The organism is Herbidospora sakaeratensis (assembly GCF_001570525.1).
In the GTDB taxonomy this organism is placed as follows: domain Bacteria; phylum Actinomycetota; class Actinomycetes; order Streptosporangiales; family Streptosporangiaceae; genus Herbidospora; species Herbidospora sakaeratensis.
On record NZ_BBXC01000010.1, the window covers coordinates 19,148 to 37,742 of the forward strand.

Sequence of the window (18,595 nt, forward strand, 5' to 3'; positions counted from 1 at the left end):
GTCACGTTCGACCCCGGAGGCTCCCTCATGCACCGTTCCTCGCTAGTCCTGGCGGCCGGTGTGCTCATCCTCGCGACCGCCTGCGCTCCCGAAGAGACGCCGGCGGCGGCCCCCAACACGGCGGCTCCGGCCGCCGACGCGTGCGCCAAGGAGAGCCTCACGCTCATCACGCCCGGCAAGCTGACCATCGGGACCGACAAGCCGGCCTACGAGCCCTGGTTCAAGGACGACGACCCCGCCAACGGGCAGGGCTTCGAGGGCGCGGTCGCCGCGGCCGTCGCCAAGGGGCTCGGGTTCACGCCGCAGGAGGTCGCCTGGGAGACGGTGCCGTTCGACTCCTCGTTCGCGCCCGGCCCGAAGAAGTTCGACTTCGACATCAACCAGATCTCCATCACGCCCGAGCGGGCCATGGCGGTCGACTTCTCCGACGGCTACTACACGGTCAAGCAGGCCGTCGTGACGCTCGGCGACTCGAAGTTCGCCGCCTCGGCGAACCTGGCGGCGCTCAAGGACGCGAAGATCGGCGTCCAGGTCGGGACGACCGCGCTGAGCGCGGTGCGCGAGGTCATCCAGCCCGGTCAGGACCCGAGCGTCTTCAACCAGCAGATCGACGCCGTCAACGCGCTGAAGAACGAGCAGATCGACGCCATCGTGGTCGACCTGCCGACCGCGTTCTACGTCACCGCCGCCCAGGTCGAAGGGTCGAAGATCGTCGGGCAGTTCGCCGCCTCCGGCGGTACGCCCGAGCAGTTCGGGTTGCTCTTCGAGAAGGGCAACACCCTCGTGAGCTGCGTCAACAAGGCGCTGGCCGGGATGAAGTCCTCCGGTGAGCTGGCCGCGATCGAACAGCAGTGGCTGACCTCGGCCGCGGGCGCGCCCGAACTGTCGTGACGACCACCTGGGTCAAGAGCGACCGCCAGAAGGAGCGCGAGAAACTCCTCAGGGCCCAGGGACGGCGGTCGGTGTCGGCGGCGACGATCTCGACGGTCGTCGTGGCCACCCTGGTCGTCGCCGGGCTGCTCGCCTCGCCGGGCTGGCCCGTGGTTCAGAAGACGTTCTTCAGCTGGGACGCCCTGGTCGCCTCGCTACCGGACGTCCTGCGCGGGTTCCTGCTCAACGTGACGATCTTCCTGATCGCCGAGCCGGTCATCCTGCTGCTCGGGCTCGGGGTGGCGCTGCTGCGCGGGCTGCGGTCGCCGGTGTTCTTCCCGCTCCGGATGCTGGCCGCGCTCTACACCGACATCTTCCGCGGCATCCCGGTCCTGCTGCTGATCTTCCTGGTCGGGTTCGGCGTCCCGGCGCTCCGGCTCCAGGGGGCGCCGAACGATCCGGTGGTGCTCGGGACGATCGCGCTGATCCTGTCGTACACCTCCTTCGTCGCCGAGGTGTTCCGATCGGGCATCGACTCCATCCACCCGAGTCAGCGGTCCGCCGCGCGGTCGCTCGGGCTGTCGCACGGGCAGACGATGCGGTACGTCGTCGTCCCGCAGGCCGTCCGCCGGGTGATTCCACCGCTGCTGAACGACTTCGCGTCGCTCCAGAAGGACACCGCGCTCGTCGCGACGCTCGGCCCGCTGGAGGCGCTGCGGCAGGCGCAGATTTACGCGAGCGACAAGTTCAACTACACGTCCTACGTCGCGGCCGCGCTGCTGTTCGTGGCGCTGACGGTGCCGATGGCCCGCTTCACCGACCACCTGGCCGCCCGCGCGGCACGTCAGCGCGGAGGCGCGACATGACCCTCCTCACGATCGACGGGGTCTGGAAGCGGTACGGCGACCACGACGTCCTCAAGGGCGTCGACCTGACCGTCGACTCCCACGAGGTCGTCTGCCTCATCGGCGCCTCCGGCTCCGGGAAGTCGACCCTGCTGCGCTGCGTGAACCTGCTGGAGACCGTCGACGACGGCGCGATCCTGCTCGACGACGTGGAGATCACCGACGTCCGGGCCGACCCCGACGACGTGCGGAAGCGGATCGGCATCGTCTTCCAGGCGTACAACCTGTTCCCGCACATGAACGTGCTCGACAACATCACCCTCGCGCCCCGGAAGGTGCACGGCGTCGGCCGGGCCCAGGCCGAGGAGCAGGCGCGCGAGCTGCTGACCCGGTTCGGGCTGGAGTCGAAGGCGCGCGACTACCCCGACCGGCTGTCGGGCGGCCAGCAGCAGCGGGTGGCCATCATCCGGGCCATCGCGACGCAGCCCCGGTTGCTGCTGCTCGACGAGGTGACCTCGGCGCTCGACCCGACGCTGGTCAACGAGGTGCTCGGGGTGATCCGCGAGCTCAAGGAGTCGGGCATGACGATGATCCTGGCCACCCACGAGATGGGCTTCGCCCGCGACATCGCCGACACGGTCTGCTTCCTGGCCGACGGGGTGCTGCTGGAGCGCGGGCACCCCGACCAGATCTTCGGCGCGCCGAAGCATCCGCGCACCCGGGAGTTCCTGTCGCGCACGTGACCGGATCGGTCCGGCCCGGGACCCGATCCGGCCTGGTCTCCCGGTGTTCGGCGAGGTCAGACTGGTGGACATGAGTCGAGCCCTCGTCGTCATCGATGTCCAGGAATCCTTCCGCGCCCGGCCCGAGTGGGATCAGATCGGCAACACGAAGATCTTCGAGCCGGTGAACCGGCTGGTCCGCGCCGCGCGGTCGAACGGCGACCTCGTCGTGTGGGTGCTGCACGCCGAGCGCGGCAGCGGCGGGGTCTTCGACCCGGAGAACGGGTTCGTCCGGCTCATGCCGGAGCTCGACCACCCGGAACCCGGCGACCTGCGGATCGAGAAGTCCTCCCACAACGCGTTCACCACGACCAACCTCCAGCAGAAGCTCACCGAGGCCGGAGTGGGCGAGCTGGTGGTGTGCGGGATCCGTACCGAACAGTGTGTGGAGACCACCGCGCGGCTGGCCAGTGACCTGGGCTATCAGGTCGTCTTCGTGACCGACGCGACCACCACCGAGGGGGTCGGCGGCTTCTCCCCCGAAGAGATCGTCGCTCGCACCGAGGCCGTGCTCCGCGACCGCTTCGCCCGCATCGCGACGGTGTCCGAGCTGGTATGACACTGGTCGTCTTCGCCCTGGTCGACGGCGTGCACCTGCTCGACCTGGCCGGCCCGGCCCAGGTCTTCGACACGGCCGGCTACCGCCTGGCCTACGTCGCCGACCGCCCGCAGGTGGTCAGCGCCCAGGGCCTGCCCGTCGTGGCCGGGCGGGCGTGGCCCTCTCTGGGCGTGGACGACCTGGTCGTGGTGCCCGGCTGGCGCGGCGAGACCGAGCTCTCCGACCGCCTGCTCGCGGGGCTGCGGCGTCACCACGAGGCGGGCGGCGTGGTCGCGAGCGTCTGCGCCGGCGCCCGCGCGCTCGGCGCGGCCGGCCTGCTCGACGGCCGCCGCTGCACCACCCACCACGACCTCCAGGACGACCTGGCCCGCCGCCACCCGGAGGCCACCGTGGTCCGCGACGTGCTGTTCACCGTGGACGACCGCGTCATCACCTCGGCCGGCATCGCCAGCGGCGTCGACCTGGCCCTCCACGTGATCGCCACCCGCCACGGTCCGGCCAGGGCCGCCCGGGTGGCCCGCGAGATGGTCGTCTACACCCGCCGCAACGGCGCCGAACCCCAGGCCAGCACGATGCTCCGGCACCGCGACCACCTCGACGACACCGTCCACCAGGTCCAGGACCTGATCGACACCCGCTTCACCGAACCCCTCCCGCTGGCGCGCCTGGCCGCCCACGCGGGCGTCAGCGCCCGCACCCTGACCCGCCTGTTCACCCGCGCCACCGGCCTCACCCCGCTGCGCTACCAGCAGGCGCTCCGCATGGAACACGCCGAACACCTGATCGGCCACGGGACGACGGTGGAGGCGGCGGCGAGAGAGGCCGGCTTCGACGACGCCCGCATGCTGCGCCGCCTGCGCTCCCGTTTCCGCCCGGTGCAAGCCGGGTAAAACTAAACGAATGGGGTGATCTTAAATAGGGGCGAGGTGCCATGGCGACGTTCGACAGAGACGCCGGTTTAGCCGAATACCACGAGGCCCTCGCCAAGGTGAACGCCGGGGCCCGCGCCGTCCGTTCTCCGACGCACCACCGTCCCAAGGGCATCGCGATCGGGCTCCTCGGCCTGTTCGTCCTGGGGATGGCCGCAGCCTTCTTCTACGCCAACTGGTACGGGCCCACCTATGGCAGGCCGGCGACCGGGACGATCACCGCGGTCGAAGGACGGACGATGTACGTCGCGTTCACGACCTCCGACGGCGTGCTCAAAGTGGGGAGCACCAAGAAGCTCCCGCACGCGCGGGTGGGCGAGCAGCGGGAGATCCTCTACGTGGTGACCGGGTCGTCGCCGGGGGAGGTCGGCATCTGGAACCCTGACGTCCCGCCGACCATGACCTTCCCGGTGATCATCGCCCTCGTGGGTCTCGGTGTGGTGGCGGCCGGTCTCCTGGAGTTCTCCGGCCGTGCCCCCTGGCGCGGCGCCGTCGTGCTCGACGAGACGTCGATCGTCACGGCTCGATCAACCCGGCCCTGATCGCGTAGCGGGTCAGGTCGAGCCGGTCGCTCATGCCCAGCTTGGCCAGGATGTTGGCCCGATGGCGGTCGACCGTCTTCGGGCTGATGACCAGCGTCTCGGCGATGGCCTTGGCCGTGTTGCCCTCGGCGATCAGCTTGACGATCTCCTCCTCGCGCGGCGTGAGGATCTGGTCGGGCAGCGCCTCGCCGCGCCGGTGCCGGTGGAGGTAGTCGCGGATCAGTGCGGTGACCGCGCCCGGGTAGAGGAACGGCTCGCCGCGTACGGCGGCCCGGCAGGCTTCGATGAGGTCGCGGTCGGCGACCGACTTGAGCACGTAGCCCGAGGCGCCGGCCTTGAGCGACTCGAAGAAGTACTGCTCGTTGTCGTACATCGACAGGATCAGGATGCGGATCCCGGGCCAGCGCTTGGAGATCTCCCTGGCGGCCTGCAGGCCGGTCATCCGGGGCATCGCGATGTCGAGGACGGCCAGGTCGACGTCCTCGTCGCGGCAGGCGTCGACGGCCTCCGCGCCGTCGGCGGCCTCCGCGACGACCTCCAGGTCGGGTTCGGCGTCGAGGATCAGGCGCACCCCCCGGCGCACCAGCGCATGGTCGTCGGCCAGCAGGATCCGCGTCATCCGATCACCCCGGGTATGGTCAGCGTGACCTCGGTGCCCTGCTCCGACGTCACGGTCAGGCGGGCGCCGATCAGCAGCGCCCGTTCCTGCATACCCCGCATTCCGGCCCCTTCGGCACGTACGCCGCCGATTCCGTCGTCGGCGATCCGCAGGACCAGGTCGCGGCCGTCGGGGCGGAGCGACAGGCGTACCGAAGAGGCTTTGGAGTGGCGCACCACGTTGGTGAGGCTCTCCTGGGCGATGCGGTAGATGACCAGTTCGACCTCGGGGGCGAGCGGCGGCAGCGCCTCGATCCGGCGGATCACGTCGACGGCGGGGGCCACGTCGGTGGTCAGCGCGGTCAGCGCGCTGTGCAGGCCGAGGTCTTCGAGCACGCCCGGGCGCAGCCGCCGGGCGACCTGCCGGACCTCGTCGAGGCTGCCCCTGACGGTGTCTCTGACCAGTTGCAGTTCCTCGGACAGTTCGGCGGGGGCGCGGTCGGCGACCCGTTTCAGGCCGAGCAGCGCCACGGTCAGGCTCTGGCCGATCTCGTCGTGCAGCTCGCGGGCGATGCGCTGGCGTTCGTTCTCCTGGGCGGCCAGGGCGTGCGCGCTGGCCGACGACCGTTCGGTCTCCAGCCGTTCGAGCATGGTGTTGAACGAGTCGATCAGGTAGGTCAGGTCGCCGTTGCCGCGGTCGACCGCCCGGTCGTGGGTGTGCAGGTCGACGCGGTGCATCAGGGCCGTCAGCGTCGTGAGCGGGGCGAGGCTGCGGCGCAGCAGCAGCGCGTTGGTGATCAGGATGATGGCCAGCCCGGCCCCCAGCACCAGGATCTCCCGGAGCAGGATCGGGGAGGACACCGTGGCCGGCGAGAACGCCAGCGCGAGCGTGCCGATCGTGAACACCGCGCCGTTGATCACGCACAGTCGCCAGAACAAGGGCCCCATGGTTCCAGGTTGGCAAGGCTTGTCCGTTCTGTCTATGCAGGCTGTGTGGCCCCGAAGATGGGTGTCAGACCCCATAGCCGGACAAAGGGGTGCAAGGAAGACTGAAGGAGTTCCTAACTCCGGAGGTGACAGGCCGTGACCGAAACCTACGCGACCTACCGTCCGGCGCGAGTGGATGGTGACATGCAAGCGCGCGACATCGCCGCGACCCTGCCGACCGTGACGTCGACCGACTCGGTCGTCCGCGCGGTTCGGATCATGGTCCTGAACCGGCTCCCCGGCCTCATCGTGGTCGACGGGCAATCCCGGCCCTGGACGGTGCTGCCGGGCACCCAGGTGCTCCGGCTCGCGATCCCGCTGAGCATCCACGAGGACCCCGCCCTGGCGCGGACGCTGGATGAGACCCACGCCGATGTGTTCTGGCAGGAGATCGGCAACCTGACCGTGGGCGACTGCCTGCCCAAACCCGTGGCCCGACCCGTGACCGTCCCGATGGGGGCGACGCTGCTGGAGATCGCCGCGCTGATGGCGCGGGCCCGCAGCCCGCTGGTGGCGGTGGTCCGCGACGACGGCACACTCCATGGCGCGATCACGCTCGAACGTCTGCTGATCAGCCTGTCCATCTGAGGCCTGACCTTTTCTGAACTTGGGCGCCGGCGGCCGCGACTGTGCGGGCGGTCCCCGCCGGCGCCCAACCCCTCACCTGCTCGGAGGTCGTTTTCGCATGCCCACTGTTCCGCTGGTCAGGCCGGGATGAGCGCAATCCTCGCCGTGATCGTCTTCGTGATCGCGTTCTACTTCATCGCGACGGAGAAGGCGAACAAGGTCAAAGTCGTTCTCATCGCCGCCGGGGTCATGACCGTCCTCGGATTCGCGCCCGGAGCGGAAGTGTTCTTCTCCGAGCATTCCGGCGTCGACTGGAACGTCATCTTCCTGCTGCTCGGCATGATGGTCATCGTCGGCGTGGTCAAGCAGACCGGGCTGTTCGACTACCTGGCCATCTGGGCGGCGAAACGCTCACTCGGGCGGCCCTACCGGCTGATGGTGATGCTGATGGCCATCACGGCCGTCGCCTCGCCGTTCCTCGACAACGTCACCACGATCATGCTGGTCGCGCCGGTGACGGTGATGGTCTGCAACCGGCTGCGCATCCCCGCGCAGCCCTATCTGATCGCCGAGATCATGGCCTCGAACATCGGCGGCGCGGCCACCCTGATCGGCGACCCGCCCAACATCATCATCGGCAGCCGCGCGGGCCTGACCTTCAACGACTTCCTGATCCACATGGCCCCGGCCGTCGTCGTGATCTTCGCGGCGTTCGTGCTGCTCACCTATCCGCTGTTCCGCAAGTCCTTCGAGTACCACCCCGAGCACGTCGCGGCCGTCATGGCCCTGCAGGAGAAGCGCGCGATCACCGACGGGCGGCTGCTGGTCAAGTCGCTGATCGTGATGGGCGGCGTGGTCGTCGCCTTCGGCCTGCACGCGGTGGTGCACGTCCAGCCGTCGATCATCGCGCTCGTGGGCGCCGGGGTGATGCTCCTGGTCACCAAGGTCGACCTGTCCGACGTGCTCAAAGAGGTCGAATGGCCCACGCTGGTCTTCTTCATGGGCCTGTTCGTGATGGTCGCCGGCCTCACCCACACCGGGGCGATCCGGGCGATCGGCGAGTGGACCGTCGACCTGTTCGGCCAGAACCACTTCGCCGCCGCCACGTCACTGCTCTTCGGCTCGGCCGTGCTGGGAGCGTTCTTCGACAACATCCCGTACGTCGCCACGATGGCCCCCGTCGTCGAGGGCATGGCCGCCGCCGCCCCCGACCCGCAGACCTCGCAGGCCCTCTGGTGGTCGTTCGCCTTCGGCGCCGACTTCGGGGGCAACGGCACGGCCGTCGCGGCCAGCGCCAACGTGGTCGCGATCGGCATCGCCGCCCGGACGGGCAACGCGATCTCGTTCTGGCAGTTCACCCGCTACGGAATCGTGGTGACCCTGCTGAGCACGACCATGGCGTGGGCGTACATCTGGCTGCGTTACTTCTGACGGTCCCTGCCGTGCGCCACGGGGCAGCCCTTGGCGGCGTACAGGAGGAACTGGGTCGACTCCTCGGCCGAGAAGTTGTCGTCCGATCCGATCACCAGGGTGCACTCGCCGGTCTTCAGGCGCGGCCCCCACGCCAGGCTCTCGAGGTTCTGGGTGGGCTCGGGCCGGTTGATGTCGAGGACCAGCGTCTTGCTGACCGGCCGGTAGAACATGCGGGTCATCAGGCTGTCGCGGTTGAGGATGTTGGTCGCGCCGCGCAGGTCGATCTCGTAGAGCCGCACCCGGTAGTTGACGCCCTCGATCCACGACCGCTCCAGCGCCAGGTAGCGGTGGTCGTCGATGGCCAGCAGCTCCGAGACCCCGCTGTCGGTGGCCCCGGTCGGCGGGATCGGGGCGGCGGGCAGCTTCTCGATCGGGTAGGCGTACTGGCCCCGGACCCGGCCGTTGCGGTTCCACACCGTGATCCGGGCCGGGGCGCCGCCGTCGACGGCCGGCGGGGTGCCGTCCTCGAAACGGGGTCCCTCGACGATCGCGGTGATCCGGTGCTTGGTCAGCGTCAGGCCCTCGATGCCGAAGTTGCGGCGCGGCCCCCGGTTCTCGTCCGTCAGCAGCAGGTTGTCGGGCAGCTGGAGGCCCCGGACGTGCTCGCCCTGCCGGTTGACCCAGCGGATGAACTGCTGCGACAGCGGAATGGCGGTGTTCTGCGGGTCGGGCCGGTCACCCTCGCTCGACCAGACGAGCTTGCGGGTCAGCGGGTCCCACCGGATGCTCTCGGGGTCGGCCGACTCGGGCTGCGCGTAGGCGGGGTAGGGCGACCCGTCGGGGCGCTTGAGGGTGTGGACGCTGTCGAGCGACACCCCGCGGAACTCGCCGGTCCGCTTGTTGATGTCGAGCTTGCCGGTGTAGAACCGGGCCGGCTGGTAGCGCCAGCGGTCGTCGGAGATGAAATACCAGGTCCCGGTCGCCGGGTCGCGGTCGATCCCGGAGATCCCGCCGAACGTGGTGCCCTCGACCTGCGTCAGGTGCGGCAACCGCTGCTCACCGAGGAACCGGGTGATCCGGAAGTCCGGCCGGTCGGCCGCCGAAGCGGGCTGGGCCAGGCCGACCACGGCCATGGCCACCAGGGCGATCCGGGCAATATGGTGTCGCACGATTCTCCTCGTCCCCCGAACAATTCGATCGGGGTCATGAGATCGCGGACGACCGCGCAAGTCACGGCAATTCACGCCTAGCGGGATGGTTCCTTGACCTATCGCTGATGACTCACGGAAGTTCGGCGAAGCGCTCCACGTCGTCGGTGCGGCCGGAGATCAGGATCACGTCGCCGTAGGTGAGCTCGGTCTCGGCGGTGGCGTACGTGAAATCCTCGTTCGGGCTCTTCACCGCCACCACCGTGACGCCGTACTTGCGCCGCAGGTTCGACTCGCCGAGGGGACGCCCGACGTACTCGCGCGGCGGGCGGGTCTTGCACAGCGCGAAGTCGTCGTCGACCTGCATGTAGTCGAGCATGCGGCCGCTCACCAGCCGGGCCACCCGCTCGCCCATGTCGTTGTCGGGGAAGACCACGTGGTGGACGCCGATGCGGCGCAGGATCTGCCCGTGCTGCTTGGTGATCGCCTTGGCCCAGATGTCCTCGATCTCCATCTCGACCAGCAGGGCGGCGGTCAGGATGCTCGCCTCCAGGCCGGTGCCGATCGCGACCACGGCCCGGTAGAAGTCGGGCACGCCCAGCTGGCGCAGCGCCTCCAGGTCGGTCGCGTCGGCGGTCGCCACGTGGGTGATGTGGCCGGCCAGGTGCTGCACGGTCTTGGCGTTGTTGTCGATGGCCAGCACCTCGGTGCCGCGGCGGGTGAGTTCGAGAGCCAGCGAGCTCCCGAACCGGCCCAGGCCGATCACCACGACGGCGTCGCTCTTGTCAGCCAACGATCACACGCTCCTCGGGAAGTTCGTAGCGGCGCGTGCGTTCGTTCAGCGCGAGCGCCGATCCAAGAGTGAGGGGCCCGATACGCCCGATGAACATCAGGATCAACAGCAGCACCTGCCCCGCCTGCGGAAGTTCAGCCGTGATGCCGGTCGACAGGCCCACCACGCCGGTGGCCGACACGACCTCGAATAGCACCTCGCCCAGCGGATGGGGGCTGATCACCAGCAGGATGTACGTCGACACCACCACCAGCGCCGCGCTCATCGCCGTGATGACGACCGCCTGCCGCTGCACCGACGACGACAACCGCCGGTGACCGACGTTGACGTGGGTCTCGCCGCGCATCTCGGCCCACACGATCAGGATGATCAACCCGATGGTGGTCACCTTGATCCCGCCGGCCGTGCCCGCGCTGCCGCCGCCGATGAACATCAGCAGCTCGGTGGCCAGCAGGCTCGACGGCTCCATCGAGCCGATGTCGATGCTGTTGAACCCGCCCGACCGGGGCATCACGGCCGTGAAGAACGCCGCCAGCAGCTTCCCGGGGTCGTCGAGCGCGCCCAGCGTCTTCGGGTTGTGCCACTCGGCCGACAGGAAGACCAGCGTGCCCCCGGCCAGCAGGATGGTCGTCATGAACATGGTCACCCGGGTCAGCACCGACCAGCGGCGGGGGTGCCGCCAGATCCGTACCAGCTCGAAGATGACCGGGAACCCCAGGCCGCCGACGATGACCGCGACGGCGATGGTCAGGCAGATCCACGGATCGGTGGCGAACCTGATCAGCCCGTCGGGCCACAGGGCGAATCCGGCGTTGTTGAACGCCGAGATCGCGTGGAAGAAGCCCAGATAGACGCCCCGCAGGACCGGCTCGTCGTAGGCGACGATGAACCGGACGGTGAGGATCGTGCCCGCCACGGTCTCGCAGAAGAGGCTGAACAGCACCACGTTGCGGACCACCCGCCGCACGTCGCTCATGTTCATCGCCCGGGTCTCGACCTGCGCGATCATCTGGGTGCGCAGCTTCAGCTTCCGGGCGATCAGGACCGTGAACAGCGTGGCCAGCGTCATGATCCCCAGGCCGCCCATCTTGATGAGCGCGGCGATCACGATCTCGCCGAACACCGACCAGTGGGCGGCGGTGTCGACCATGACCAGGCCGGTCACGCAGGCCGCCGAGGTGGCGGTGAACAGGGCCGGCATCAGCCCGGGGGAGGTGCCGGCGGTGGTGGCGATCGGCAGCGACAGCAGCAGGGTGCCGACCAGGATGGCGAACCCGAACCCGCCGACGACGACACGAGCGGGATGGTGAAAGATCGACGGTCGGCGTACGCGTCGCGCCGTTAACAACCCAGCCATTGGAGAAACGCCTTCGGGAGCACGGCGTGATCGGCCCCCACGCTAACAGCAACCGCCGGGTTAGGGTGGATCGCATGGCTCCCCGGCATGCATCCACCTTCGGCTGGTCCATGAGCGTGGTCCTGCGACGCTGGCAGCAGTTCGCCGACGAGACGTTCAAAGACCTCCCCCACGGGGCCCGCGGGTTCCACCTGCTGTCGGTGGTGGTGCACGAAGAGGTCCGCACCCAGGGCGCGCTCGCGATCAGGCTGGCCGTCGACCGGACCGTCCTGACCTATGTGATCGACGACCTGGAGAAGGCCGGGCTGATCGAGCGTCAGCCCGACCCCCGCGACCGGCGGGCCCGCCGGATCGTCGCGACCGAGCAGGGGCGCAAGGTCCAGGCCGAGGGCGAGGAGCGCATGGCCGACGTCGAGGAGCACGTGCTCGGCGGCCTCACGGAAGACCAGCGGGAGGTCTTCCGCGAGTGCGCCGGCCGCGCCGCCGAGGCGATCTACAACGCCTCTCCCGGCGCCGATCTGTGCGGGCCGTAGGTCAGGCGTACAGGAACCAGAACCACTGGTTGCCGCCCATGGTCTGGTAGGAGCACCGGTAGGTGGTCCACCAGCCCCACTGGATGCCCAGGTTGCCGCCGTTGTAGCAGTCGGCCTGCATGTAGTAGGCGTAGCGGATGCTCTCGGCCTGCGCGGGCGCGGCGGTGACCGAGACGGTGAGGAACACGCCGCTCACGAGGGCGGCCGAGGCGAGCAGTCTGCGCATGTCGATCCTCCGGGGGTGGGGGTGCCGGCACCCGGAATATCGCACCGGCCCGCGCCGCCGCCCAGGCGTGTGCGCAAGGGCCGAGGGGCGACCTCGGAAGATTTCGACCGCGGGGTGAAACCTTCAACGGATCTTGAGGGTCTGACATATCGTCCAAAACGGAGGAATGATGCAGACCACCCTCATTCGGCTCGACCACTTACCGGCGTGCGAGCGGTTCGACTTCTGGTGGGAGGCCGTCGGCCAGTCCGTGGTGTCGGTGGACGCCGCCAGCGCCCACGCGGCCGACTTCTGGGCCGAGATGACCGCCGTCGACCTCGGGCTGGTCCAGATCTCCCGGGTCCGTTCGGCGTCGTTCGAGGCCCGCCGGACCACCCGGCGCATCCGCCTGTCGGATCCCGAGTTCTACCAGCTCAACTACACCGTGACCGGCAGGTCGGGGCTGGAGCAGCAGGGCCGCCAGTGCTCCCTCAGCGCCGGAGACTTCGTTCTGTACGACACCTCGCGGCCCTTCCACGCCTGGTCGGCGGCCACCCCGAGCCAGCCGCCCCACGGCATCGTGGTCCAGTTCCCGCACCGGGCGATCCCGCTTCCGCCGGGCACGGTCGAACGCCTGCTGGCGCAGCCGATCCCCGGCCGCACCGGCGTCAACGGCCTGCTGGCCGGCCTGCTCATGCGGCTCGCCGGCCCCCGGCCCGCGCCGGCCCCGCTGACCACGACCATCCTGGAGATGATCACCAGCCTGCTGGCCGACCACGCCGGCGTCGCCGAGCCCGGAGACCTCCCGCTGATCAGGGTCCAGGCCTTCGTCGAAGACCGCCTCGCCGACTCCGCCCTGTCCCCCGCGTCCATCGCCCAGGCCCACCACATGTCGTTGCGCAATCTCCAGCGCCTGTTCGAGCGCCACGGCCTGACCGCCGCGACGTGGATCCGCGACCGCCGCCTGGCCCGGGCCCGCCGCGACCTGACCGACCCGCGCTGCGACTCTCTGGCGGTCAGGTCGATCGGGGCCCGGTGGGGGTTCCAGAACGACGCCCACTTCAACCGCACGTTCCGGGCGGCCTTCGGGATCTCGCCGGGGGCCTACCGGATGGGGATCCGCTCGACTCTCACACCGTGAGAGGGTCCAGGCTGGACGCATGCTCCACTGCGAGACCACGGCCCTCGGGGTGCTGCTCCGCCGCGAAGGGCTCGACCTGTCAGAACCGATGACGTTCGGGCTCGGCGCCGGGTTGTCGTTCGTCTACTGGGACGCCAGGGCGATGCCGTTCCCCTTCCTGGGCGGCCGGGTCAAGCCCTTCGAGCTCACCAGGAACCTGGCCGCCCGGCTGGGCCTCACCCTGCGGGTCGAGGAGACCGCCTCGCCGCGTAGGGCGTGGCAGAACCTCGCGGCCGTCGTGGACGCCGGGCGTCCGGTCGGCCTGCAGCTCGACTGCTTCCACCTCGACTACTTCAAGACCAAGGTGCACTTCGGCGGGCACGTGGTCGCCGCCGTCGGCTACGGCGAGCACGACGTCCACCTGGTCGACACCGCGCAGCAGGGCGGGCAGGTCCGGACCAGCCGCGCGAGTCTGGCCCTGGCCAGGGCCGAACGCGGCCCGATGACCGCGCGGAACCGGTCGTTCACCGTGACCGGGGCCTCTCCGCGGTGGCGGGACCAGATCGTGCCGGCCCTGAGAGACTGCGCCGACGCCTTTCTCGCCGCGCCCATCGCCAATCTCGGCCATCGCGGCATCGGGAAAGCCGCGAAACGGGTGCCCGAATGGCGGATCTCCCCGGAGAATCGACGCCAGGCCGCCCTTCTCATGGAGAAAGGCGGCACCGGCGGCGCGCTGTTCCGGAATCTTTATCGCGATTTTCTGCGCGAATGCCTGGAGACGGTCGACCGCCCCGAGATCCGCGCCGCCCACGGCCTCTACACCGAGGCCGCGGCCCTGTGGACCGAGGTGGCCGCGCTCATCGAGAACGGGCGTCTCGACGACGCGGGCGCCATTCTGGGCGACCTTTCCCGCATCGAGGAAAACGCCATGCGGGAGCTGCGGCGGATGTAGCGCGGGGGTCATGGGCTCCTCAAGCTTGCCCCTGGTGGGGTGATATGTGGTTGTTTGTCTGATTTGTGGGGATGGGGGGCCTGTTCGGGAGGGATCAGCCAACGACCACCAGGGAGAGGTAACTCATGACGGTGCAGCCTGTGGGCAGCCGGCCGGGAGGCGGCGTACAGAAGGGCTCCTCCGGCAACGGCCTGGCCGACGTCATCGACACGATCCTCGACAAGGGACTCGTCATCGACGCCTACGTCAGCGTCTCGCTGATCGGCATCGAGATCCTGAGCATCGACGCCCGGATCGTCGTGGCGAGCGTGGACACCTACCTGCGGTTCGCCGAGGCGACGAACCGGCTCGACCTCACGAAGTCCAGGAAGCCCGGGCTTCCCGAGGTCGTCCAGACCGCCATGAGCGGCGGAGGCGGCCAGCAGGCCCCCCAGCCAGAGCAGCTCGAACAGCTCGAACAGCTCGAACAGACCAAGGAACGCAGCTCGCTGGAGGCCGCGGGTGACAAGCTGAGCGACTTCTCCCAGGCGATTCCCCGTCAGAGCAGGCAGGAGGGCTGACATGGCCGAGTCCGCGACCTACATCTACGGCGTCGTCCCGCAGGACATCGAGGTCGACGCGGAGGCCACCGGAGTCGGCGACCCGCCCGCGCCCATCACCTCGATCCGCCACGGCAAGATCGCCGCGCTGGTGAGCGACGTCAGCTCGGGCCGTCCGCTCGGCACACCCAAGGATTTGTACGCCCACGAGCAGCTCCTCAACGCCACCGCGGCGGAGGTGCCCGTGTTGCCCATCCGCTTCGGCGCGGTGGTGGCCAGCCGCGACGCCGTCGTCGAGGAGTTCCTGGCCCCGTACCACGACGAGTTCGCCGCCGCCCTGGACGAGCTGGAGGGCCGCTGCCAGTACGTCATCAAGGGCCGCTTCGTCGAGGAGACCGTGCTCGGCGAGATCCTCACCGAGAACCCCGAGGCGGCGCAGCTCCGCGAACAGATCAGCGAACTGCCCGAGGACGCCGCCCGCGACCACCGCATCCGCCTCGGCGAGATCATCAACCAGTCGATCGAGGCCAAACGCGACGCCGACACGGCCGCCATGTGGGACCAGGTCGAACCCGTGACCGTCATGCAGACCGTACGCCCGCCGTCGCACGAACTCGACGCCGTCCACATGGCCGTGCTCGTCGACAACAGCCGGCGGGACGACCTCGACCGCGCCGTCGAGGACCTCGGCCGCAAGTGGGCCGACCAGGTCACGCTGAGCCTGTTCGGCCCGATGGCGCCGTACGACTTCATCGTCTCGCAGGACCAGGACGGCGAGTGATGGGCCTGTTCACCTCGATCCTGGAACTGCCGCTGGCCCCCGTCAAAGGGGTGATCCGGCTGGGCGAACTGCTGCGCGACGAGGCCGAACGCAAGCTGCGCGACCCGACGGTGGCCAGGCGGGAACTGGAAGAGATCGAGGCCGCCCAGGCCGCGGGCGAGCTCACCGAAGAGGAGGCGTCCGAGGCCATGAACGCCGTCCTGCAGCGGATGATGCCGCCGGAGGGAGAGTGACCGATGGCCACCCTGACGGCCGTGACGGCAGGCGAGGCCGGAGTGAAGCTCATCTCCGGCCTCACCTCGAAGGAGGCGGAGGGCGTCACCCTCGTCGAACCGGCGGAGTCCGGCTGGCTGGTGGTCGTCGAGGTCGTCGAAGACCGCCGCATCCCCTCCTCGGGCGACATCCTCGCGCTGTACGAGGCCGACCTCGACAAGGAGGGCAACCTGCTGTCGTACCGGAGAAAGGCCAGGTACCGCCGAGGCACGGGAGGTTGATGAGATGACCGACGGGTCACGATACGCGCCGGCCGTGCGTCCCGGCTCCCAGCCCGCCGCGCGCAGAGAACCCGCCAACCTCGGCGACATCCTCGAACGGGTCCTCGACCGGGGCGTGGTCATCGCGGGCGACATCCGCGTGAACCTGCTCGACATCGAACTGCTGACGATCAAACTCCGCCTGGTCATCGCCTCGGTCGACACGGCCAAGGAGATGGGCATCGACTGGTGGGAACACGACCCGTGGCTGACGGGCGACAGCAAGGCCCTCCAAGACGAGAACCGCCGGCTCCGCGCCCGGCTGGACGCCCTGGAATCGGGAGACCGCCATGACTGACACCGGCACCTACCTGTACGCGGTCACCTCGGCCCCGTCGCCCGGTATCGAGGACCTGCGCGGCGTCGCCGGCACCCCGGTGCGCACCATCCCGTGCGAGGGCCTCGTGGCCTACGTGAGCACCGTCTCCCTGGACGACTTCGGCGCCGAGCCGCTGCGCCGGTCGATGGAGGACCTCGACTGGCTGGGCGAGACGGCCGGAGCCCACCACCACGTGGTGGAAGAGGTGGCCGACCGAACCCCGGTCGCCCCCGTGCGCCTGGTCACCGTCTACCGCGGCGACGAACAGGTGAAGGACCTGCTCCGAAACCGCCATGACGATTTCGTGGACGTCCTCTCGACCGTCACCGGGCGACGGGAGTGGGGCGTGAAGGCGTACGTCGACCTGAGCGCGCCCGGCCCTGCCCAGACGGCGCCGTCGCTCGGCGGTCCCGGGACGGCCTACCTGAAGAGACGCCAGGCGGGCCTGCGCAGCCGGGAAGAGGCGTGGAGGCAGGCCGCCATGCAGGCAGAACGGCTGCACGAGACGTTGTCGTCGGTCGCGGTCGCCTCTCACCGGCACCGGGCTCAGGACCCCGAGCTGTCCGGGCGCACGGAGGCGATGCTGCTCAACGGCGCCTACCTCGTCGAGAGCACACGCGACGACGAGTTCCTCAAGACGGTGGACGACCTGCGCGACCGCGGTGTGGAGATCGAGCTGACCGGCCCTTGGGCGCCCTACTCCTTCACCGACCTGGAGGTGCGCGGTGACGGTTGAGGCTCCTCGCGGGGCGGCGCTGGCCGAGCAGGGACGGCTGCCGGCTGAGCGGGTCGCCCTGGTCGACCTGCTCGATCGGCTGCTGGCCGGTGGGGTGGTGGTCAGCGGAGACCTGGTGCTGTCCATCGCCGACATCGACCTGGTGCGGATCTCGCTGCGCGTCCTGATCATGTCGGTGCGGGAGAACCTGGGGGAGGCATGAACGAACCTGTGCGGACTCCACGGATGCGGATCCAGGCAGATTCCGAGGCCATGGAGCGGGATCTGTCTCGGCTGGTGTTGACATTGGTGGAGCTGGTGAGGCAGCTGGTGGAGCGTCAGGCGATTCGGCGGATGGAGCAGACGGATCTGACTGACGAGCAGATCGAGGTGCTGGGGTTGACGTTGATGCGGCTGGAGGAGGCGATGACGGAGGTGTGCGAGCGGTTCGGGTTGTCGCCTTCTGAACTCAACCTGGATCTGGGGCCGCTGGGGACGTTGCTGCCGGAGAACTGAGCCGGCGCAGTTGGTCGCTGCGGAATTCTTGAGGCAAATCGCAGGTCCCATTCTGGTCCATCAATATTGAAAGCTTCAGAGTTCCAGAATCCGGAATGCACGCCGGTCTTTCCCCCGCCGCGGACGCTGAGCTGGGCGGATATTTCACTCCGGCCGGAGGCGCCGCCATGGCGAGACCAACACAAGTGCCTGCAAAAGTCAACATTGTGATTCAATTTGTCTCAAACAGGCTAGTGGTGCTCGTCTCAGAAAGCACTTTCTTCCTTTCTCCGCTGCCGTGCGCTTGCAATACTGGCCACTACCGTCCAGAGAGGTGGCATCCGGTGTTGAGCGAAGCTCTTGCAGCGTTGGCCGCGACTGCGGGGGCCGGCATAGTCACCGCCATGGCCACAGACGGTTGGCAGGCGGTGCGAGCACGAACCGCCACGCTTCTCGGCCGGGGAAACAAGGAAAGCGAAGACGAGATCCACGCGCTCTTGGAGCAACACCGGGAAGAGACCGCGGAAGCGCCACCTGAGAAAACCCTCGAGATTCGGGCCCGGCAGGCCATGGTGTGGGAGGGCCACGTAGGGGACCTCCTCGCGGAGGTTCCCGACAGCGAAGCAGAAGTCCGCCGGTTCGTCGGCTTCGTGGGCCAGAGAGGCGTCGCCACTCAGTCCGCCGACCTGACCCTGAACGTGTCAGCGTCCGGACGGGCTCAGCAGGCGGTGCAGGGCCACGGATTCCAGACGAACACCTTCACCCAGTCAGACTGACGGCTGAGCGGTCCGGGGCGGTCTCGCCAGTGCAGGTCCAGCTGAGCGCACCCGGACGCTCCGTATCTCGAGCAAGCGCACGAAATCCTGATTACCCTCGGCCTCGATCGTTCGGCTGTCGACGTGTCTCGATAACGGAGGCGAAATGTTCAAACGCCGCATAGGGCCCCACCCTCACGAGGGTGGGGGCAACGCCAGCGCAGGAGCGAACAACTGCCCGGACATCTGGGAGCTCGAG

26 protein-coding genes are annotated in these 18,595 nt (G+C 69.0%); 20 read left to right on the forward strand and 6 right to left on the reverse strand.

The window, feature by feature from the left end:
• Positions 1 to 27 precede the first annotated feature (27 nt).
• The 6 genes from AW271_RS13280 (at position 28) to AW271_RS13305 (ending at position 4,527) form a co-directional block, all read left to right on the forward strand.
• Positions 28 to 891 carry an ABC transporter substrate-binding protein gene (locus AW271_RS13280; RefSeq protein ID WP_062336491.1) on the forward strand — a complete coding sequence of 288 codons (864 nt, stop codon included), beginning with the start codon at positions 28 to 30 and terminating at the stop codon, positions 889 to 891.
• The gene (locus AW271_RS13285; protein ID WP_062337494.1) at positions 888 to 1,736 is read left to right on the forward strand and encodes an amino acid ABC transporter permease; all 849 of its coding nucleotides are present in this window, start codon (positions 888 to 890) and stop codon (positions 1,734 to 1,736) included. The genes AW271_RS13280 and AW271_RS13285 overlap by 4 nt, the downstream gene beginning before the upstream one ends.
• Complete coding sequence (locus AW271_RS13290) at positions 1,733 to 2,458, forward strand: amino acid ABC transporter ATP-binding protein (protein ID WP_062336493.1); 726 nt, start codon at positions 1,733 to 1,735, stop codon at positions 2,456 to 2,458. The genes AW271_RS13285 and AW271_RS13290 overlap by 4 nt, the downstream gene beginning before the upstream one ends.
• Positions 2,459 to 2,528: 70 nt before the next feature.
• Positions 2,529 to 3,056, forward strand: coding sequence for a cysteine hydrolase family protein (locus AW271_RS13295; RefSeq protein WP_062337496.1), 528 nt, complete (start codon positions 2,529 to 2,531; stop codon positions 3,054 to 3,056).
• Positions 3,053 to 3,946 (forward strand): GlxA family transcriptional regulator, encoded by an 894-nt coding sequence (locus AW271_RS13300; RefSeq protein WP_062336496.1) that lies wholly within the window; start codon positions 3,053 to 3,055, stop codon positions 3,944 to 3,946. Before AW271_RS13295 ends, AW271_RS13300 begins: the two co-directional genes overlap by 4 nt.
• A 41-nt stretch (positions 3,947 to 3,987) precedes the next feature.
• Entirely contained in the window at positions 3,988 to 4,527 is a 540-nt protein-coding gene (locus tag AW271_RS13305; RefSeq protein WP_062336497.1) for a hypothetical protein, read from the forward strand.
• Here AW271_RS13305 and AW271_RS13310 read toward each other — a convergent pair.
• Together AW271_RS13310 and AW271_RS13315 are read right to left on the reverse strand one after the other, a co-directional pair.
• Positions 4,502 to 5,146 carry a response regulator gene (locus AW271_RS13310; protein ID WP_062336499.1) on the reverse strand — a complete coding sequence of 215 codons (645 nt, stop codon included), beginning with the start codon at positions 5,144 to 5,146 and terminating at the stop codon, positions 4,502 to 4,504. The two genes, AW271_RS13305 and AW271_RS13310, sit on opposite strands and share 26 nt — an antisense overlap.
• Positions 5,143 to 6,072, reverse strand: a complete 930-nt coding sequence (locus tag AW271_RS13315; RefSeq protein ID WP_062336502.1) for a sensor histidine kinase — start codon at positions 6,070 to 6,072, stop codon at positions 5,143 to 5,145. The genes AW271_RS13310 and AW271_RS13315 overlap by 4 nt, the downstream gene beginning before the upstream one ends.
• Positions 6,073 to 6,255: 183 nt before the next feature.
• Between AW271_RS13315 and AW271_RS13320 the strand changes: the two genes are divergently transcribed.
• Together AW271_RS13320 and AW271_RS13325 are read left to right on the forward strand one after the other, a co-directional pair.
• Positions 6,256 to 6,699 carry a CBS domain-containing protein gene (locus AW271_RS13320; protein WP_062336503.1) on the forward strand — a complete coding sequence of 148 codons (444 nt, stop codon included), beginning with the start codon at positions 6,256 to 6,258 and terminating at the stop codon, positions 6,697 to 6,699.
• A gap of 126 nt (positions 6,700 to 6,825) precedes the next feature.
• On the forward strand, positions 6,826 to 8,109 hold the full coding sequence (locus AW271_RS13325) for an ArsB/NhaD family transporter (protein WP_062336505.1): 1,284 nt from the start codon (positions 6,826 to 6,828) through the stop codon (positions 8,107 to 8,109).
• Here the strand turns inward: AW271_RS13325 and AW271_RS13330 are convergent.
• The 3 genes from AW271_RS13330 to AW271_RS13340 form a co-directional block, all read right to left on the reverse strand.
• Positions 8,100 to 9,260, reverse strand: coding sequence for an esterase-like activity of phytase family protein (locus tag AW271_RS13330; protein ID WP_245653049.1), 1,161 nt, complete (start codon positions 9,258 to 9,260; stop codon positions 8,100 to 8,102). The two genes, AW271_RS13325 and AW271_RS13330, sit on opposite strands and share 10 nt — an antisense overlap.
• A 112-nt stretch (positions 9,261 to 9,372) precedes the next feature.
• Positions 9,373 to 10,032, reverse strand: a complete 660-nt coding sequence (locus AW271_RS13335; RefSeq protein ID WP_174553089.1) for a potassium channel family protein — start codon at positions 10,030 to 10,032, stop codon at positions 9,373 to 9,375.
• Positions 10,025 to 11,389 carry a TrkH family potassium uptake protein gene (locus tag AW271_RS13340; RefSeq protein WP_062336507.1) on the reverse strand — a complete coding sequence of 455 codons (1,365 nt, stop codon included), beginning with the start codon at positions 11,387 to 11,389 and terminating at the stop codon, positions 10,025 to 10,027. Before AW271_RS13340 ends, AW271_RS13335 begins: the two co-directional genes overlap by 8 nt.
• Before the next feature lie 74 nt (positions 11,390 to 11,463).
• On the opposite strand from AW271_RS13340, the gene AW271_RS13345 reads away from it, so the two are divergent.
• The gene (locus tag AW271_RS13345; RefSeq protein ID WP_062336509.1) at positions 11,464 to 11,922 is read left to right on the forward strand and encodes a MarR family winged helix-turn-helix transcriptional regulator; all 459 of its coding nucleotides are present in this window, start codon (positions 11,464 to 11,466) and stop codon (positions 11,920 to 11,922) included.
• A gap of 1 nt (position 11,923) precedes the next feature.
• Here the strand turns inward: AW271_RS13345 and AW271_RS13350 are convergent, their stop codons facing one another.
• Entirely contained in the window at positions 11,924 to 12,148 is a 225-nt protein-coding gene (locus AW271_RS13350; protein ID WP_062336511.1) for a hypothetical protein, read from the reverse strand.
• A 169-nt stretch (positions 12,149 to 12,317) separates the two neighbouring features.
• On the opposite strand from AW271_RS13350, the gene AW271_RS13355 reads away from it, so the two are divergent.
• The 11 genes from AW271_RS13355 to AW271_RS13405 all read left to right on the forward strand — a co-directional run bounded on the left by AW271_RS13355 (position 12,318) and on the right by AW271_RS13405 (position 18,357).
• The gene (locus tag AW271_RS13355; protein WP_169806326.1) at positions 12,318 to 13,268 is read left to right on the forward strand and encodes an AraC-like ligand-binding domain-containing protein; all 951 of its coding nucleotides are present in this window, start codon (positions 12,318 to 12,320) and stop codon (positions 13,266 to 13,268) included.
• Positions 13,269 to 13,287: 19 nt separating this feature from the next.
• Positions 13,288 to 14,199 carry a BtrH N-terminal domain-containing protein gene (locus tag AW271_RS13360; RefSeq protein WP_062336515.1) on the forward strand — a complete coding sequence of 304 codons (912 nt, stop codon included), beginning with the start codon at positions 13,288 to 13,290 and terminating at the stop codon, positions 14,197 to 14,199.
• Between the two features lie 125 nt (positions 14,200 to 14,324).
• Positions 14,325 to 14,759, forward strand: a complete 435-nt coding sequence (gene gvpJ / locus AW271_RS43260) for a gas vesicle protein GvpJ (protein ID WP_062336517.1) — start codon at positions 14,325 to 14,327, stop codon at positions 14,757 to 14,759.
• Position 14,760: 1 nt separating this feature from the next.
• Positions 14,761 to 15,519 carry a GvpL/GvpF family gas vesicle protein gene (locus AW271_RS13370; protein ID WP_062336519.1) on the forward strand — a complete coding sequence of 253 codons (759 nt, stop codon included), beginning with the start codon at positions 14,761 to 14,763 and terminating at the stop codon, positions 15,517 to 15,519.
• Positions 15,519 to 15,752 carry a gas vesicle protein GvpG gene (locus AW271_RS13375; RefSeq protein WP_062336521.1) on the forward strand — a complete coding sequence of 78 codons (234 nt, stop codon included), beginning with the start codon at positions 15,519 to 15,521 and terminating at the stop codon, positions 15,750 to 15,752. The genes AW271_RS13370 and AW271_RS13375 overlap by 1 nt, the downstream gene beginning before the upstream one ends.
• A 3-nt stretch (positions 15,753 to 15,755) precedes the next feature.
• The gene (gene gvpO / locus AW271_RS13380) at positions 15,756 to 16,013 is read left to right on the forward strand and encodes a gas vesicle protein GvpO (protein ID WP_062336523.1); all 258 of its coding nucleotides are present in this window, start codon (positions 15,756 to 15,758) and stop codon (positions 16,011 to 16,013) included.
• A gap of 4 nt (positions 16,014 to 16,017) precedes the next feature.
• A complete protein-coding gene (locus tag AW271_RS13385) occupies positions 16,018 to 16,350 on the forward strand; it encodes a gas vesicle protein (protein WP_083976565.1) in 333 nt (110 codons plus the stop codon).
• Positions 16,343 to 17,107: a GvpL/GvpF family gas vesicle protein gene (locus AW271_RS13390; protein WP_062336525.1), complete on the forward strand. Its 765-nt coding sequence runs from the start codon at positions 16,343 to 16,345 to the stop codon at positions 17,105 to 17,107. The genes AW271_RS13385 and AW271_RS13390 overlap by 8 nt, the downstream gene beginning before the upstream one ends.
• Positions 17,097 to 17,309 (forward strand): gas vesicle protein, encoded by a 213-nt coding sequence (locus AW271_RS13395; protein WP_062336527.1) that lies wholly within the window; start codon positions 17,097 to 17,099, stop codon positions 17,307 to 17,309. The genes AW271_RS13390 and AW271_RS13395 overlap by 11 nt, the downstream gene beginning before the upstream one ends.
• Positions 17,306 to 17,602, forward strand: a complete 297-nt coding sequence (locus AW271_RS13400) for a gas vesicle protein K (RefSeq protein ID WP_062336529.1) — start codon at positions 17,306 to 17,308, stop codon at positions 17,600 to 17,602. The genes AW271_RS13395 and AW271_RS13400 overlap by 4 nt, the downstream gene beginning before the upstream one ends.
• Before the next feature lie 185 nt (positions 17,603 to 17,787).
• Positions 17,788 to 18,357 (forward strand): hypothetical protein, encoded by a 570-nt coding sequence (locus AW271_RS13405; RefSeq protein ID WP_157554080.1) that lies wholly within the window; start codon positions 17,788 to 17,790, stop codon positions 18,355 to 18,357.
• Positions 18,358 to 18,595 lie beyond the last annotated feature (238 nt).

Excerpts from the sequence above, each read along its gene's own strand:
- AW271_RS13370 (WP_062336519.1), top strand. The coding sequence starts at position 14,761 with ATGGCCGAGTCCGCGACCTACATCTACGGCGTCGTCCCGCAGGACATC.
- AW271_RS13290 (WP_062336493.1), top strand. The coding sequence starts at position 1,733 with ATGACCCTCCTCACGATCGACGGGGTCTGGAAGCGGTACGGCGACCAC.
- AW271_RS13360 (WP_062336515.1), top strand. The coding sequence starts at position 13,288 with ATGCTCCACTGCGAGACCACGGCCCTCGGGGTGCTGCTCCGCCGCGAA.
- AW271_RS13400 (WP_062336529.1), top strand. The coding sequence starts at position 17,306 with ATGAACGAACCTGTGCGGACTCCACGGATGCGGATCCAGGCAGATTCC.
- AW271_RS13295 (WP_062337496.1), top strand. The coding sequence starts at position 2,529 with ATGAGTCGAGCCCTCGTCGTCATCGATGTCCAGGAATCCTTCCGCGCC.
- gvpJ (WP_062336517.1), top strand. The coding sequence starts at position 14,325 with ATGACGGTGCAGCCTGTGGGCAGCCGGCCGGGAGGCGGCGTACAGAAG.
- AW271_RS13345 (WP_062336509.1), top strand. The coding sequence starts at position 11,464 with ATGGCTCCCCGGCATGCATCCACCTTCGGCTGGTCCATGAGCGTGGTC.
- AW271_RS13300 (WP_062336496.1), top strand. The coding sequence starts at position 3,053 with ATGACACTGGTCGTCTTCGCCCTGGTCGACGGCGTGCACCTGCTCGAC.
- AW271_RS13310 (WP_062336499.1), bottom strand. The coding sequence starts at position 5,146 with ATGACGCGGATCCTGCTGGCCGACGACCATGCGCTGGTGCGCCGGGGG.
- AW271_RS13280 (WP_062336491.1), top strand. The coding sequence starts at position 28 with ATGCACCGTTCCTCGCTAGTCCTGGCGGCCGGTGTGCTCATCCTCGCG.
- gvpO (WP_062336523.1), top strand. The coding sequence starts at position 15,756 with ATGGCCACCCTGACGGCCGTGACGGCAGGCGAGGCCGGAGTGAAGCTC.
- AW271_RS13355 (WP_169806326.1), top strand. The coding sequence starts at position 12,318 with ATGCAGACCACCCTCATTCGGCTCGACCACTTACCGGCGTGCGAGCGG.
- AW271_RS13350 (WP_062336511.1), bottom strand. The coding sequence starts at position 12,148 with ATGCGCAGACTGCTCGCCTCGGCCGCCCTCGTGAGCGGCGTGTTCCTC.
- AW271_RS13315 (WP_062336502.1), bottom strand. The coding sequence starts at position 6,072 with ATGGGGCCCTTGTTCTGGCGACTGTGCGTGATCAACGGCGCGGTGTTC.
- AW271_RS13375 (WP_062336521.1), top strand. The coding sequence starts at position 15,519 with ATGGGCCTGTTCACCTCGATCCTGGAACTGCCGCTGGCCCCCGTCAAA.
- AW271_RS13340 (WP_062336507.1), bottom strand. The coding sequence starts at position 11,389 with ATGGCTGGGTTGTTAACGGCGCGACGCGTACGCCGACCGTCGATCTTT.
- AW271_RS13320 (WP_062336503.1), top strand. The coding sequence starts at position 6,256 with ATGCAAGCGCGCGACATCGCCGCGACCCTGCCGACCGTGACGTCGACC.
- AW271_RS13385 (WP_083976565.1), top strand. The coding sequence starts at position 16,018 with ATGACCGACGGGTCACGATACGCGCCGGCCGTGCGTCCCGGCTCCCAG.
- AW271_RS13325 (WP_062336505.1), top strand. The coding sequence starts at position 6,826 with ATGAGCGCAATCCTCGCCGTGATCGTCTTCGTGATCGCGTTCTACTTC.
- AW271_RS13305 (WP_062336497.1), top strand. The coding sequence starts at position 3,988 with ATGGCGACGTTCGACAGAGACGCCGGTTTAGCCGAATACCACGAGGCC.
- AW271_RS13390 (WP_062336525.1), top strand. The coding sequence starts at position 16,343 with ATGACTGACACCGGCACCTACCTGTACGCGGTCACCTCGGCCCCGTCG.